The organism is Micromonospora chokoriensis (assembly GCF_000718555.1).
Classification (GTDB): domain Bacteria; phylum Actinomycetota; class Actinomycetes; order Mycobacteriales; family Micromonosporaceae; genus Micromonospora; species Micromonospora chokoriensis_B.
Genome location: NZ_JOAN01000010.1, coordinates 171,632 through 185,601, shown reverse-complemented (window position 1 = coordinate 185,601; position 13,970 = coordinate 171,632). Strand labels below are relative to the sequence as shown.

The 13,970-nt window shown below is 72.3% G+C and carries 17 protein-coding genes; 4 read left to right on the top strand and 13 right to left on the bottom strand.

Annotated features, from left to right (window positions below):
* The first annotated feature begins 47 nt into the window (after window positions 1–47).
* Together IF46_RS0115245 and IF46_RS0115240 are read left to right on the top strand one after the other, a co-directional pair.
* On the top strand, window positions 48–995 hold the full coding sequence (locus IF46_RS0115245) for a terpene synthase family protein (RefSeq protein ID WP_030488998.1): 948 nt from the start codon (window positions 48–50) through the stop codon (window positions 993–995).
* Between the two features lie 137 nt (window positions 996–1,132).
* Window positions 1,133–2,959, top strand: a complete 1,827-nt coding sequence (locus IF46_RS0115240) for an AMP-dependent synthetase/ligase (protein WP_030488997.1) — start codon at window positions 1,133–1,135, stop codon at window positions 2,957–2,959.
* A 65-nt stretch (window positions 2,960–3,024) separates the two neighbouring features.
* On the opposite strand, the gene IF46_RS0115235 is transcribed toward IF46_RS0115240, so the two are convergent.
* The gene (locus IF46_RS0115235; RefSeq protein WP_030488996.1) at window positions 3,025–4,479 is read right to left on the bottom strand and encodes a PLP-dependent aminotransferase family protein; all 1,455 of its coding nucleotides are present in this window, start codon (window positions 4,477–4,479) and stop codon (window positions 3,025–3,027) included.
* Window positions 4,480–4,538: 59 nt separating this feature from the next.
* On the opposite strand from IF46_RS0115235, the gene IF46_RS0115230 reads away from it, so the two are divergent.
* Together IF46_RS0115230 and IF46_RS0115225 are read left to right on the top strand one after the other, a co-directional pair.
* Window positions 4,539–5,201 carry a YczE/YyaS/YitT family protein gene (locus IF46_RS0115230; protein ID WP_030488995.1) on the top strand — a complete coding sequence of 221 codons (663 nt, stop codon included), beginning with the start codon at window positions 4,539–4,541 and terminating at the stop codon, window positions 5,199–5,201.
* A 103-nt stretch (window positions 5,202–5,304) separates the two neighbouring features.
* Entirely contained in the window at window positions 5,305–5,766 is a 462-nt protein-coding gene (locus IF46_RS0115225; RefSeq protein WP_030488994.1) for a hypothetical protein, read from the top strand.
* A gap of 5 nt (window positions 5,767–5,771) precedes the next feature.
* On the opposite strand, the gene hisF is transcribed toward IF46_RS0115225, so the two are convergent.
* From hisF to hisD, 12 genes are all read right to left on the bottom strand, one after another.
* Complete coding sequence (gene hisF, locus IF46_RS0115220) at window positions 5,772–6,539, bottom strand: imidazole glycerol phosphate synthase subunit HisF (RefSeq protein WP_030488993.1); 768 nt, start codon at window positions 6,537–6,539, stop codon at window positions 5,772–5,774.
* 73 nt (window positions 6,540–6,612) lie between these two features.
* The gene (locus tag IF46_RS0115215) at window positions 6,613–7,611 is read right to left on the bottom strand and encodes an NADP-dependent oxidoreductase (protein ID WP_030488992.1); all 999 of its coding nucleotides are present in this window, start codon (window positions 7,609–7,611) and stop codon (window positions 6,613–6,615) included.
* A gap of 46 nt (window positions 7,612–7,657) precedes the next feature.
* Window positions 7,658–8,089 carry an organic hydroperoxide resistance protein gene (locus IF46_RS0115210; RefSeq protein ID WP_030488991.1) on the bottom strand — a complete coding sequence of 144 codons (432 nt, stop codon included), beginning with the start codon at window positions 8,087–8,089 and terminating at the stop codon, window positions 7,658–7,660.
* A 5-nt stretch (window positions 8,090–8,094) separates the two neighbouring features.
* Window positions 8,095–8,541: a MarR family winged helix-turn-helix transcriptional regulator gene (locus tag IF46_RS0115205; RefSeq protein WP_030488990.1), complete on the bottom strand. Its 447-nt coding sequence runs from the start codon at window positions 8,539–8,541 to the stop codon at window positions 8,095–8,097.
* A 70-nt stretch (window positions 8,542–8,611) separates the two neighbouring features.
* Window positions 8,612–9,001: a RidA family protein gene (locus tag IF46_RS0115200; protein ID WP_030488989.1), complete on the bottom strand. Its 390-nt coding sequence runs from the start codon at window positions 8,999–9,001 to the stop codon at window positions 8,612–8,614.
* The gene (gene priA / locus IF46_RS0115195) at window positions 8,998–9,723 is read right to left on the bottom strand and encodes a bifunctional 1-(5-phosphoribosyl)-5-((5-phosphoribosylamino)methylideneamino)imidazole-4-carboxamide isomerase/phosphoribosylanthranilate isomerase PriA (protein ID WP_030488988.1); all 726 of its coding nucleotides are present in this window, start codon (window positions 9,721–9,723) and stop codon (window positions 8,998–9,000) included. The genes IF46_RS0115200 and priA overlap by 4 nt, the downstream gene beginning before the upstream one ends.
* A 14-nt stretch (window positions 9,724–9,737) precedes the next feature.
* A complete protein-coding gene (locus tag IF46_RS0115190) occupies window positions 9,738–10,061 on the bottom strand; it encodes a hypothetical protein (RefSeq protein ID WP_030488987.1) in 324 nt (107 codons plus the stop codon).
* 36 nt (window positions 10,062–10,097) lie between these two features.
* Window positions 10,098–10,730, bottom strand: a complete 633-nt coding sequence (hisH, locus tag IF46_RS0115185; protein ID WP_030488986.1) for an imidazole glycerol phosphate synthase subunit HisH — start codon at window positions 10,728–10,730, stop codon at window positions 10,098–10,100.
* A 13-nt stretch (window positions 10,731–10,743) separates the two neighbouring features.
* Complete coding sequence (locus IF46_RS34785) at window positions 10,744–10,914, bottom strand: hypothetical protein (RefSeq protein ID WP_198041444.1); 171 nt, start codon at window positions 10,912–10,914, stop codon at window positions 10,744–10,746.
* Window positions 10,914–11,525 carry an imidazoleglycerol-phosphate dehydratase HisB gene (hisB, locus tag IF46_RS0115175; protein WP_030488985.1) on the bottom strand — a complete coding sequence of 204 codons (612 nt, stop codon included), beginning with the start codon at window positions 11,523–11,525 and terminating at the stop codon, window positions 10,914–10,916. Before hisB ends, IF46_RS34785 begins: the two co-directional genes overlap by 1 nt.
* Window positions 11,522–12,604, bottom strand: coding sequence for a histidinol-phosphate transaminase (locus IF46_RS0115170; protein WP_030488984.1), 1,083 nt, complete (start codon window positions 12,602–12,604; stop codon window positions 11,522–11,524). The genes hisB and IF46_RS0115170 overlap by 4 nt, the downstream gene beginning before the upstream one ends.
* Window positions 12,601–13,923, bottom strand: a complete 1,323-nt coding sequence (hisD, locus tag IF46_RS0115165; protein WP_030488983.1) for a histidinol dehydrogenase — start codon at window positions 13,921–13,923, stop codon at window positions 12,601–12,603. The genes IF46_RS0115170 and hisD overlap by 4 nt, the downstream gene beginning before the upstream one ends.
* Window positions 13,924–13,970 lie beyond the last annotated feature (47 nt).

The following is a 13,970-nucleotide window of genomic DNA, read 5'->3' as shown; positions in this document are numbered from 1 at the left end:
CTTCACCGCGCCGCTCCGCGCCGGGCGGCACGAAGTGGGGGCGCACTGTGCGAAGTTTCGCAATCTCGGCGCTGCGGGAGCCTCCGTTTCCCACGGGGCGCCACGGTGCCACCGACCAGGTAGCGAGCGAGAGCGTCGAGTGGGCGCGCTCGTTCGGGCTGGTCGATTCCAGCCAACGAGTGCACCGGCTCCAACGGGCCGACGCCGCCGGACTGGCCGGCCGCGCCTGCCCGGACGGCTCGGTGGACGGGCTACGACTGCTCACCGACCTGATCAGCTGGCTCTTCGTGATGGACGACGCCTGCGACGAGGACGGCCTCGGTGCCGACCCGGCCCGACTCGGCCCGGCGATCAGCACCCTGCTCGACGTGCTCGACCGGTGCGGTGACCCGGACGTCGCACCGCCCGCCGTCGGGCCGCTGGGCGACGCGCTGCACGACCTCTGCCGCCGCACCCGGCTGCACGACCACGCGGCGTTGCTGCTGCGGTTCGTCAGCCAGATGCGGGAGTACCTGTTGGCGCTGCTCTGGGAGGCCGCCAACCGGGAACGTCGGCGGGTGCCCGAGGTGGCGGAGTACGTCCAACTGCGCCGGCACATCGGCGGGGTACACCCCTGCCTCACCCTGACCGACCTGGCGTCGACGCGGCAGCCCGGGCCAGCCCAGCGCGCCGACCCGGGGCTGGTCGCCCTGGACCTGCTGGCGGTGGACCTGGTCTGCTGGTGCAACGACCTCTTCTCCTACGGCAAGGAGAGCCGGGCCGACCCGGACGCGCACAACCTGGTGACGGTGATCGCTCAGGACAGCGACACGGACGAGGCGACCGCGCTCCGAAGGGCGGCGGACCGGTTCAACCAGGGGCTGGCGACGTACCTGGACGCGGAGCAGGTGCTCCTGGCCGCCGGCGACGACGGGATCCGCGACGCGCTGGCCGCTCGGCGCAACTGGGTCCGGGCCACCTACGACTGGTCAGTGGTGGCTGCCCGGTACGCCTGATCGACCGTACCGGTTGGTGGGATGGGACCGCCGGACGATCACCAGGGCTAGCCGATGCACGGTGCCAGGCAATACTCTTCGGTAACCATCATGACGTGACGACCGTCACGCCACCACCCCCGAAGGCGGCTACAGCGATGGCTCTCGATGTACCGTACCGCTCCATCCCGGACATGTTCCTCAAGCGTGTGGCGGCCACCCCCGACCGGCCCGCGTTCGCGTCCCCGAACCCGGACAACTCGGGGCCTGCCTGGCTGACCTGGGCCCAGGTCGGCCAGCGCGCCAAGGCGGTCGCCGCCGGCCTGCACGGCCTGGGCGTCGGCCCGGAGGATCCGGTCGCGATCCTCGCCAACACCCGGCTGGAGTGGGTGATCGCCGACCTCGGCATCATGTGCGCCGGCGGCGCGACCACCACCGTCTACCCGACCACCGAGCCGGCGGACGCGACGTACATCATCGCCGACTCCGCGTCGAAGGTGCTGTTCGCGGAGAACCCGGCCCAGGCGGCGAAGATCGCCGGCGCGACCCTGCCCGCGCTCACCCATGTGGTGCTCCTCGACGGTGCCGTCGACCCGGCCGCCGCGATTGGGCAGCTGACGCTCGCCGAGTTGGAGGAGCGCGGCACCCAGGCGCTGGCCGCCGAGCCGGATCTGATCGACATGCTCGTGGCCGGCATCGGCCCGGACCACCTGGCCACTCTGATCTACACCTCCGGCACCACCGGTCAGCCGAAGGGCGTCGAGCTGCTGCACGGTGGCTGGTGCTGGGAGGCCGTGGCGCAGGCGGAGGTCGGGCTGCTGCGCGACGACGACCTGCAGTACCTGTGGCTGCCGCTGGCCCACTCGTTCGGCAAGACCCTGCTCTGCGGCGCCATCCACGTCGGCCTGCCCACCTACGTCGACGGGCGGGTAGACAAGCTGGTCGAGCTGCTCTCGGTCATCCGTCCGACGCTGATGTGCGGCGCTCCTCGCGTGTTCGAGAAGGTCTACAACAAGGCCGTGACCACCGCGCAGGGCGCCGGAGGCGCGAAGGCGAAGATCTTCTCCTGGGCCGTCGGCATCGGCAAGGAGAAGGTCGCCCTGGAACAGGCCGGCAAGCCGGTGCCGGCTGGGCTGAAGCTGCGCTACGGGCTGGCCGAGAAGCTGGTGTTCAGCAAGCTCCAGGCCCGCCTGGGTGGGCGGATGCGGGTGCTGGTGTCCGGCGCCGCGCCGCTCAGCCCGGAGATCGCCACCTTCTTCGCCGCCGCGAACCTGCCGATCTCCGAGGGCTACGGCTTGACCGAGACCAGCGCCGGCAACTTCGTCAACCCGCCGGCGGGTCTGCGGATCGGCACGGTGGGCCGGGCGATGGGTGACCTGGAGTGCCGGATCGACACCGACGGGGAGATCCTGGTACGTGGTCGGCCGGTCATGCGCGGCTACCACAACCTGCCGGAGGAGACCGCTGCCTCGTTCACCGAGGACGGCTTCTTCCGTACCGGTGACATCGGCACCCTCGACGAGCAGGGCTACCTACGGATCACCGACCGCAAGAAGGACCTGGTCAAGACCTCGGGCGGCAAGTACATCGCGCCGTCGCACATCGAGGGGATGTTCAAGGCCATCTGCCCGTACACCTCGCAGGCGGTCGTCGTCGGTCAGGCCCGCAACTTCTGCACGATGCTCGTCACCCTGGACCCGGACGCGATCCGCGGCTGGGTCGCCGGTGGCCCCCTCGAAGGGCGCAGCTACACCGAGATCGTCGCCTCGGCTGAGGCCCAGACGATGGTCGAGGAGTACGTCGCCCAGCTCAACGCCAAGCTCAACCGCTGGGAGACGATCAAGAAGGTGGCCATCCTGCCGCGCGACCTGACGATCGAGGACGGCGAGATCACCCCGTCGTTGAAGATCAAGCGGCGTGGTGTGGAGAGCAACTTCTCCGCCGAGATCGACAAGATGTACGCCGGCACCCTCGCCGAGCTCTGACGGATCGCCGGTGGCCCCGTACCCGCTCGGGTGCGGGGCCACCGGCGTTCGCGGCGCAGCGGCGCTCAGGCGATGACGGCCGGCTCGCGCCACCGCTGACCGGCGGCCCGGTCGAGGTCGTAGCGGATCGCCGCGATTCGCCCGACGGCCTCCACGAGGTCCGCCGCGGGCAGGGTGAACGGCAGCCGCAGGAAGCGCTCCAGGGTGCCGTCCAGGCCGAACCGGGGGCCAGGTGCCAGCCGTACGCCGACCTCCTCCGCGGCCCGGGCCAGCGCGCTGGAGACCGGGCCGTCCAACTCGGCCCAGAGCGTCACGCCACCGCGCGGCACGGTGACCCGCCACTCTGGCAGCCGGTGCGCCAGCGCGCCGAGCAGGGCGTCGCGCTGGACGGCCAACTGGACGCGGCGGTCGGCGACGATGGCGTCCGCGTCGGCGAGCAGGTGCACCGCGACCAGCTGGTCCAGCACCGGGCTGGCCATGTCGACCCCGACCCGCACGGCGGCCAGCCGCTGCACCTGCGGCGCGGACGCGCGCACCCAGCCGATCCGCAGGCCACCCCAGTAGGGCTTGCTCATCCCCCCGATGCTGATCACCCGGCTGTGCCGGTCGTAGGTGGCGACCGGGGGTGGCAGCTCGGTGCCGTCCATCGGCAGGTCCACGAAGGACTCGTCGATGATCAGATCGGTGCCGACCGCGTGGGCGGCGGCCACCACGCGCTCGCGCAGCGAGGCGGGCATCAGGTGCCCCGTCGGGTTCTGGAACTCCGGAATCAGGTACGCCAGCTTGGGCCGGGTCTGCCGGAGGCTGCCCAGCAGGAGGTCGGGCTCCCAGCCGGCGTCGGCGGCGAGGCCGTGGGTGGCGATCCGGGCCCGTCGGCCGGCCAGCGCGGCGAGCGCGTTGGGGTAGGTCGGGGACTCGACAAGCACGTTGCCGCCCGGGGTCAGGGCTAGCCGCAACACCAGATCCAGTGCGTGCTGGGTGCCGCTGGTGACCATGATCTGGTCGGCCGAGGTGGGCAGACCCCGGGCGGTGTACGTGTCGGCCACCGCCTCGCGCAGCTCGACGATGCCGGTCGGGTGGTAGCCGGCCCCGCTCAGGTAGCGGGGCAGGTCCTCGGTGGCGGCCCGGGCGGCCGACAGTAGTTGCGGCGGGGCAGCCAGCGCGGCGACGCCGAGGTCGAGCATCTCCCGGTCGTCCAGCGGGGTCCACAGGCCGGTGCTGGCCACTCGATGGTTGCCGGGCAGCATGGTCCAGCTGCCCGCACCTCGACGGCTGGCCAGGTGCCCGGTCTCGCGCAGTTGCCGGTAGGCGGCGGTGACCGTGGTCCGACTGATCCGCAGCGCCTCGGCCAGCTCCCGTTCGGCCGGCAGGCGAACGCCCAGCGGCAGCCGACCGTCGGCGAGCAGCCCGCGCACCGTGCCGGCCAGAGCGGCATAGTCAGGGCTGCGTCGACGGCCCGGCAGGGCATGCCACTGCCCGAGCAGACGGGCCAATTGGACGCCGCGCACCTGCCCAGTCATAGCCACTCCTCGGATATTGGCTTCTTCCTCGACGAGGATTGGCACCTAGGGTGGCATGCATGGCACTGCTTGGCAATCTGCGGCACCGGCCGGCTCGACGGTTGGTTCAGCTCTACCTCGGGCTCGCGCTCTACGGCATCAGCATGGCCCTGATGATCCGCTCCCACCTGGGCCTCGACCCGTGGGACGTGTTCCACCAGGGCCTCGCCAAGTTGACCGGGCTCTCCTTCGGCACGGTCACCATCGGCGTCGGCGCGCTGGTCCTGCTGCTCTGGATTCCGCTGCGCCAGCGGCCCGGCCTCGGCACGGTCAGCAACGTCGTGGTGATCGGCCTGGTCGTGGACGCCACACTGGCCCTACTCCCGTCGGGGGGCCCGCTCGGCGTCCGGATCGCGTTGCTGATCACCGGGATCGTCGCCAACGGCGCCGCCACCGCTCTCTACCTCGGCGCCCGGTTGGGGCCCGGTCCCCGCGACGGCCTGATGACCGGTTACGTGGCCCGGCGTCCCGGCCGGTCGGTCCGACTGGTACGCACCGTCATCGAAGTCACCGTGCTGGCGCTGGGCTGGCTGCTCGACGGCACGGTCGGCCTCGGCACCGTCGCGTACGCGCTGGCCATCGGCCCGCTGGCGCAGTTCTTCATCCCGCTGTTCGCCGTGCCGGAGGGCAGCGCACCCGACAGCGCCGCGCCCTCGGCGGGCAGCGCCGCGCCGGCCGGCTGAACGCCTCACCGACCGTCCGCGCACCGGTACGGCGTGGTGGTGCAGCGCACCGGATAGGAGGGTGGGTGTTCCCTTCCGCGACGCGCGCCGTCATCATCTCTGCATGGGGGAGAACGGTTGGCGCTGGACGGACGCCTGGATCTTCGTGTCGCTGGTCATCGCGAGCGGGGCTGGGCGGCACCGTCGGTCGGCGACAAGTCGACGACCCGAGGGCGTCCGCCTGACCGACGTGCTCTCCACCGCCGACCACCTCAACCATGCGATCCCGCAGCGACACGAGGTGGAGGCCGCGGTCCAGCGACTGGTCGGCGCCGGGCTGGTGAGCGTCGCCGACGGCTGGTTCCGGATCACCGCCGAGGGTGAGCAGCTCTGGCGTACCCGTCCGCGCGCGGGTGTCGCGACCATGGTGGACACCGTGCAGGGCGTGTTGACCCGCCGGCACGAGCCGGGCACCGCCGACTGGATTTTGGACGAGTCCGACCACGCGGCAGCCGTCCAGGAGTACGCGGTCCGTTCGATCCCCACGCCCCGCCGGTCACCGGAGGGGCACTCCGGCGAGCGCTGACCGACTCAGCGCACCGGGTGGCCGCTGACCCGCAGCGCGTCCTTGACCTCAGCCACGGTCAGCTCGCCGAAGTGAAAGACGCTGGCGGCGAGCACCGCGTCCGCGCCAGCGCCGATCGCGGGCGGAAAGTGGGCCACCTCGCCGGCACCCCCACTGGCCACCACCGGCACGTCCACGACCGCTCGCACCGCGGCGATCAACTCCAGGTCGAAGCCCGCCTTGGTGCCATCGGCGTCCATCGAGTTGAGCAGGATCTCCCCCGCGCCCAGCTCGGCGCCCCGGTGTGCCCACCACACGGCGTCAATGCAGGTGCCGCGCCGACCGCCGTGCGTGGTGACCTCGAAGCCACTGGGCGTGCCGCCGCCCGGCGACCGCCGCACGTCGAGGGAGAGCACGAGCACCTGCCGGCCGAACCGGTCGGCGATCTCGGCGATCAGCTCCGGCCGGGCGATGGCAGCGGTGTTCACGCCGACCTTGTCCGCCCCGGCCCGCAGCAGCGTGTCCACGTCGGCGACCTGCCGGACCCCGCCACCGACGGTCAACGGGATGAACACCGACTCGGCGGTGCGGCGCACCACGTCGAGCATGGTGCCCCGGTCGCTGGAGGACGCGGTGACGTCGAGGAAGGTCAGCTCGTCCGCGCCGGCCCGGTCGTACGCGGCGGCCAACTCCACCGGGTCGCCGGCGTCACGCAGGTCGAGGAAGTTGACCCCCTTGACCACCCGCCCGGCGTCCACGTCCAGACAGGGGATCACCCGTACCGCCACCGTCATGCCGCGAGCCTATCGCCCGCACGCGGCACGGCGGCCGACCCGATCGGGCCGACCGCCGTGAACGAGGTCTGCGTCACACCTTGACGAGCATCTTGCCGAGGTTGTCGCCGCGCAGCAGGCCGAGGAACGCCGCCGGGGCGTTCTCGATGCCGTCGACGATCGTCTCGTCGTAGGAGAGCGTGCCGTCGCGCAGCCAACCGGCGACGTCGCGGACGAACGCCGAACGCACGTCGTTGTGGTCGCCGACGATGAAGCCGCGCAGGGTGAGCCGCTTGCCGATGACAAGTGCCAGGTTGCGCGGCGCGGCCGGCGGCTCGGTGGCGTTGTACTGCGAGATCATGCCGCAGATGGCGGCGCGGCCATGCAGGTTCATCACCGAGATCGCCGCCTCCAGGTGGTCGCCGCCGACGTTGTCGAAGTAGACGTCGACGCCGTCCGGAGCGGCGGCCCGCAGCGACTCGCGGACCGACCCGTCGTGGTAGTCGAAGGCCGCGTCGAAGCCCAGCGCCCGCAGCCGCTCGACCTTGGCCGGCGAGCCGGCGCTGCCGATCACCCGGCCAGCACCCTTGAGCTTGGCGATCTGGCCGACCAGGCTGCCGACCGCGCCAGCCGCGGCGGAGACGAAGACCGTCTCGCCGGGCTTCATCGCGGCCACCTCCAGCAGCCCGGCGTACGCGGTCAGCCCGGTCATGCCGAGAACGCTCAGGTACGCGCTGATCGGAGCGACGCTCGGGTCGACCGGACGGGCGGCGGACGCGTCGAGCAGCGCGTACTCCCGCCAGCCGAGCCCATGCAGGACGGTGGTCCCGACGGCGAACTCCGCCGCCTCGCTGGCCACCACCTCGCCGATCGCGCCACCATCGAGCGGCGCGTCGAGCGCGAACGGCGCCACGTACGACTTGACGTCGTTCATCCGCCCGCGCATGTACGGGTCGACGGACATGTACTGGTTGCGGACCACGATCTGGCCCGGTCCGGGCGTCGGAACGTCGGTCTCGACGAGCCGGAAGTCGTCGTCGGTGGGCCAGCCGACGGGGCGGCGGGCCAGGTGGATCTCGCGGTTGCTGGTCATCGGGTGGTCGTCCTCTCGTCCGCGAATGGGGGCCTGGGCCGCGATGTCACGCGGACAGGGTCTCGCGGACGGTCAGCGCGACGTCGATGTTGCCGCGGGTGGCGTTGGAGTACGGGCAGACCTGGTGGGCCTGCTCGACCAGCTGCTCGGCGGCCTCGCGGGGCACGGCGGGCAGGTCGACGACGAGCTGCACGGTGAGCCCGAAGCCACCGCTGCCATTCGGGCCGATGCCCACCTCGGCGCCGACGACGGAGCCGGTCACGTCGGCCTTGGCCTGGCGGGCCACCAGCCGCAGCGCGCCGTGGAAACAGGCCGCGTAACCGGCGGCGAAGAGCTGCTCCGGGTTGGCCGCGCCGCCAGCGCCGCCCATCTCCTTCGGCACGGCCAGGTCGAGCGCGAACGTGCCGTCGGAGGTCTCGACGTGGCCGTTGCGGCCGTCGCCGCTTGCGGTCGCGGACGCGGTGTAGAGCACCTGCATGAGAGTCACTGCTCCTTCTGTCGGTGAATGGTGTCGGTGATCCTGGTGAGGGTGTCGCGCAGCGCGACAAGCTCGCCGAAGCCCAGCCCGGTGGCCTGCGCGATCCGCAACGGGACGTCGCAGAGCTGCTCGCGCAGCGCCCGACCCTGCTCGGTGAGGCCCACCTCGACCCGCCGCTCGTCGCGGGCCGACCGCCGCCGGACCACCAGGCCCGCCCCCTCCAGCCGCTTGAGCAGCGGGGAGAGCGTGCCGGAGTCCAGCCGCAGCTCGGTGCCCAGCTCGGACACCGTGGGGGCGTCGTCGGGACGCTCCCAGAGCACCAGCAGCACCAGGTACTGCGGGTAGGTCAACCCGACTTCGTCGAGGATCGGCCGGTAGACGTCGGTAAGTGCGCGCGACGCGGCGTAGAGCGCGAAGCACACCTGCCGGCGCAGCACCAGGTCATCGGTCACCGCTGAACCATAGCCCGCAATTAAGTTGTGCACAACTTAGTTGCGGGCAGTGCGCGACGGGAGGCGTACCTCAGCGATCGCCGAGGTACGCCTCCAACTCCACCTCGACCAGGTGCTCCGGGTCCAGCAGACCGGCCACCACCACCAGGGTCGCCACCGGCCGAACCGCGCCGAACACCGCGTTGTGCGCCCGGCCCACCTCGTCGGCGTGCAGCCGGTCCGTCACGTACATCCTGGTCCGGACCACGTCGCCCGGCTCCGCACCCACCTCGGCGAGCGCGGCCAGCCCGATCCGCAGCGCCTGCGCCGTCTGCGCGGCGGCGTCACCGACGTGCACCACCCGACCATCCACCGTCGCCGTGCAGCCGGCCGTGAAGGCCCGGTCACCGGCGCGGACCACCCGGGAATAGCCGTAGCGCTGCTCCCACGGGCCGCCCGAGCCGAGCCGGGTCGTCGTCACGCCTCGGCCAGCGTCCGCAGCGCCTCGGCCACCGTGAAGGCGCCCGCGTAGAGCGCCTTGCCGGCGATGACGCCCTCCACCCCGACCGACTCCAGCGTCGCCAACGCCCGCAGGTCGTCAAGCGTGGACACCCCACCGGAGGCGATCACCGGCCGGTCGGTACGGGCACACACCTCACGCAGCAGGTCCAGGTTCGGCCCGCGCATCGTGCCGTCCTTGGTGATGTCGGTGACCACGTACCGGCTCGCACCCGCCTTGTCCAGCCGCTCCAACACCTCGTACAGGTCACCGCCGTCGCGGGTCCAACCCCGCGCGGACAGGGTGTGACCCCGCACGTCCAGCCCGATGGCCACCCGGTCGCCGTACTCCTCGACCACCCGGTCACACCAGACCGGGTCCTCCAGGGCGGCGGTCCCGATGTTCACCCGGGCCGCCCCGGTGCCCAGCGCCGCCCGCAGCGACTCGTCGTCGCGGATGCCGCCGGAGAGCTCCACCTTCACGTCCAGTTGGCGCACCACCTCGGCGAGCAGGTGCGCGTTGGTGCCCCGACCGAACGCAGCGTCCAGGTCGACCAGGTGGATCCACTCGGCGCCGTCCTGCTGCCAGGCCAGCGCGGCGTCCAGCGGCTCGCCGTAGATGCTCTCGCTTCCGACAGCGCCCTGCACGAGCCGAACGGCCCGGCCGTCGGCGACATCCACGGCGGGTAACAGGGTGAGGCTCAAGGTCTTCTCCTCGATCAGGTACGACGGTCCAGGGCGATCACGACGATCGCCGGCAGTACGAGCAGCAAGAGCACGATCAACGCGATACGCAACGCCAGATTGTCGACGAACGTCCAGATCAGGATCAGCGCCGCGCCGGTGAGCAGCACGATCGCGGCGCGCTCACCCCGAGAGTGCCGTTCCAGCCGCCCGGAGCGACCCCGCCGCAGCTGCGGCGTCAACCGACGGACCACCGCCCGACGGCGCTGCCGGCGCGCGACCTGGCGCTGCCGGACCGCCCGCTCCCGGGCCTGCTCCGCCTCCCGCTCCGCCCGCCGACGGGCCCGTTCCCGGCTCACCGCGACGCCCCTCGGCCGGGCGCCGCGCGAAGACGCTCAGCCACCGCTGGGCAACGTGGCGAGCCAGTTGCGCAGCAGCGCGGCACCGGTCTCGGCGGACTTCTCCGGGTGGAACTGGGCCGCCGACAACGAGCCACGCTCCACCGCCGCGACGAAATCCGTGTCGTGGTGGGCGGTGGTCACCGTGGCACCGGCAGCGGCCAGCGCCGCCGGGTCGCCCATCGCGTACGAGTGGACGAAGTAGAACCGGCTCTGCTCCGGCAGCCCAGCGAACAGCACCGACTCCCGGGGTGCCCGGACCGTGTTCCAACCCATGTGCGGCAAGCGGGTGGCGGCCAGCCGGGTCACCCCGCCGGGCAGCAGCCCCAGCCCCTTGGTCACCACACCATGCTCGTCGCCGTGCTCGAAGAGCACCTGCATGCCCACGCAGATGCCGAGCACCGGCCGACCAGCGGCCACCCGTTCGGCGATCACCGGGCCGGCGCCCAGCGCCTCGATCCCCGCCATGCACGCCGCGTACGCGCCCACACCCGGCACCACCAGACCTTCGGCGGCAGCCGCGGCGGCCAGGTCGTCGGTCACGCGGACATCCGCGCCTGCGGCGGCCAGCGCCCGCTCCGCCGAGCGCAGATTGCCCGAACCATAGTCGAGCACCACCACGTCACTCACGTCGTCACCCCGCTCACCCGTTCTCCGGCAGCAGCCGCAGAACCCCGGCGACCGTGGCGAGCACCGCGAGCCCCGCAGTGATCAGCACGGCGGCCTTCGGCGCACCCTGCCGATAGAGCGACCAGGTGCCACCGACAAGCACCCCGGCCAGGATCAGCAGCAACGTCGGCAGCGCGGCCCCCATTAGAGGGCGCCCTTCGTGCTCGGAATCGAACCGGCGGAACGCGGGTCGATCGAGGTGGCCTCACGCAACGCGCGGGAGACCGCCTTGAACTGCGCCTCCACCACGTGGTGCGCGTCCGGGTGACCGCCCGGCCGGGCCGCCCGCAGCACGTCGACGTGCAGCGTGACCCGGGCCGCCTGGCCGAAGGACTCCCAGATGTGCCGGGTCATGCTCGTCGCGTACACCGGCCCGATGTAGGGGGCGAGCGCCGGCTCGTCGTGCACCACGTACGGCCGACCAGAGAGGTCCACCGCGGCCCGGACCAGCACCTCGTCCATCGGCACGGTCGCCGAGCCGTACCGCCGGATGCCGGCCTTGTCCCCCAGCGCCTGGTCGAACGCGGCGCCCAGGGCGAGCGCGGTGTCCTCGATCGTGTGGTGCGCGTCGATCTCCAGGTCACCCACGGTCTGCACGGTCAGGTCGAAGCCGCCGTGCCGGGCGATCTGGTGCAGCATGTGGTCGTAGAAGCCGACGCCGGTGCTGATCTCGGCGGCGCCGGTGCCGTCGAGGTCGATCTCGACGAGGACCTTGGTCTCCTTGGTGATCCGTTCCACCCGGGCGGTCCGACTCATTGCACAGTCTCCATTGCAGAAAGGAACGCGTCGGTCTCGGCGGCGGTGCCCGCGGTCACCCTCAGCCAGCCGGGCAGGCCGACGTCGCGGACCAGCACCCCCTGTGCCAGCAGGGCGTTCCAGACGATGGTCTGGTCGCCGCCCACCTCGAAGAGCACGAAGTTGGCGTCGCTGTCGGCGACCCGCAACCCCCGCTCGCGCAGCGTCGCCACGATCCGGTCCCGCTGCGCCATGATCGCGCTCACCGTACCGAGAAGGGCATCGCGGTGGGCCACCGCCGCGCGCGCGGCGGCCTGGGTGAGCGCGGAGAGATGGTACGGCAAACGGACGAGCTGCACCGCCCGCACCACCGCCGGGTCGGCGGCCAGGTAACCCAGCCGGCCGCCGGCGAAGCCGAACGCCTTGCTCATCGTCCGCGTGACCACCAGCCGCGGGTGGCCGGGCAGCACCGCGAGGGCGCTGATCGTCCCGGGTCGGGCGAACTCGGCGTACGCCTCGTCGACGACCACCATGCCGGGCGCGACGTCGAGCACCGCGGCGATCACCGCCGGGTCCAGTGCGGTGCCGGTGGGGTTGTTCGGCGAACAGAGAAAGACCACGTCCGGCTGGTGCTCGCGGACCTGGGCGACCGCCTCCTCGGCGGTCAACCCGAAGTCGACGCCGCGTGCGGCGGGCACCCACCGGGTGCTGGTGCCGAGGGCCAGCAGCGGGTGCATCGAGTACGCCGGAACGAAGCCGAGCGCGCTGCGCCCCGGCCCGCCGAACGCCTGGAGCAGCTGCTGCTGGATCTCGTTGGAGCCGTTGGCCGCCCACACCTGCTCGACGGTGAGACCGTGCCCGAGATAGTCGGCCAGGTCGGCGCGCAGCGCCACCGCGTCCCGGTCTGGGTAGCGGTTCAGCTCGCGCAGCTCGGCCGCGAGCGCCTTGCCGATCGCCTCGACCACCGGCTCCGGCACCGGGTGGGAATTCTCGTTGGTGTTGAGCCGCACCGGCACGTCGAGCTGCGGCGCCCCGTACGGCGACAGCCCGCGCAGGTCGGCGCGGATCGGCAGATCGTCCAGGTCGGTGCGCTCGCTCACGACGTGCCTCCCGGGAAGCGGGCCTGAACCGCCTGGCCGTGCGCGGGCAGGTCCTCCACGTTGGCCAGGGTGACCACGTGCGGCGCCACGTCCCGCAGCGCGGCCTCGGTGTATTCGATGAGGTGCACACCGCGCAGGAAGGACTGCACGGACAGCCCGGAGGAGTGCCGGGCGCAGCCGCCGGTGGGCAGCACGTGGTTGGACCCGGCGCAGTAGTCGCCGAGCGACACCGGCGACCACGCGCCCACGAAGATCGCCCCGGCGTTACGGACCCGCAGCGCCCACTCCCGGGCGTCGACCGTCTGGATCTCCAGGTGCTCGGCCGCGTACGCGTCGACCACCCGCAACCCCGCCTCGAGATCGTCGACCAGGACCACGCCGCTCTGCTCACCGGTCAACGCCGTGGTGACCCGCTCGGTGTGCTTGGTCGCCGGCACCTGCCGGGCCAACTCCCGCTCGACCGCCTCGACCAACGCCACCGACGGGGTGACCAGCACGCTCGCGGCCAGCGGGTCGTGCTCGGCCTGACTGATCAGGTCGGCGGCCACGTGGGCCGGGTCGGCCGTGTCGTCGGCCAGGATGGCGATCTCGGTCGGCCCGGCCTCGGCGTCGATGCCGACCACGCCCCGCAGCAACCGCTTGGCGGCGGTCACCCAGATGTTGCCGGGGCCGGTGATCAGGTCGACCGGGTCGCACCGCAGCGCACCCGCCGGGTCCGCCGCCGCGCCGTACGCCAGCATCGCCACCGCCTGGGCCCCGCCCACGGCGTACACCTCGTCGACGCCGAGCAGCGCGCACGCGGCGAGCACCCGGGGGTCGGGCAGGCCGCCGTTGTCCTTCTGCGGCGGGCTGACCACCACCAGCGAGCGCACCCCGGCCGCCTGGGCGGGCACTACGTTCATCACCACTGTCGACGGGTACATCGCCAGGCCGCCGGGCACGTAGAGGCCGACCCGGTCGACCGGCAGCCACCGCTCGGTGACCGTGCCGCCGGGCACCACCTGGGTGGTGTGGTCGGTGCGCCGCTGGTCGTCGTGCACCCGCCGGGCCCGGGCGATGGACTCCAGCAGCGCGGCGCGCACCGCCGGGTCGAGCACCCCCTCGGCCTCGGTGATCGCCTCGACCGGCACCCGCAGCACCTCCGGTGAGATGCCGTCGAACCGCTCGCTTGCCTCCCGGATCGCCGGGTACCCATGGTCCCGGACCGCCTCCACCAGTGGCCGGATGCGCTCGACGGCAACCGACACGTCGAGCTGGGCACGGGGCAGCAGGCGGCGCGGGTCACCGAGACCGTCGCGCAGGTCGATCCGATTCAGCACCCTTGCGAGTCTAGGCGGCCAGCCCGACGTCCACCCGAACCGCCCGT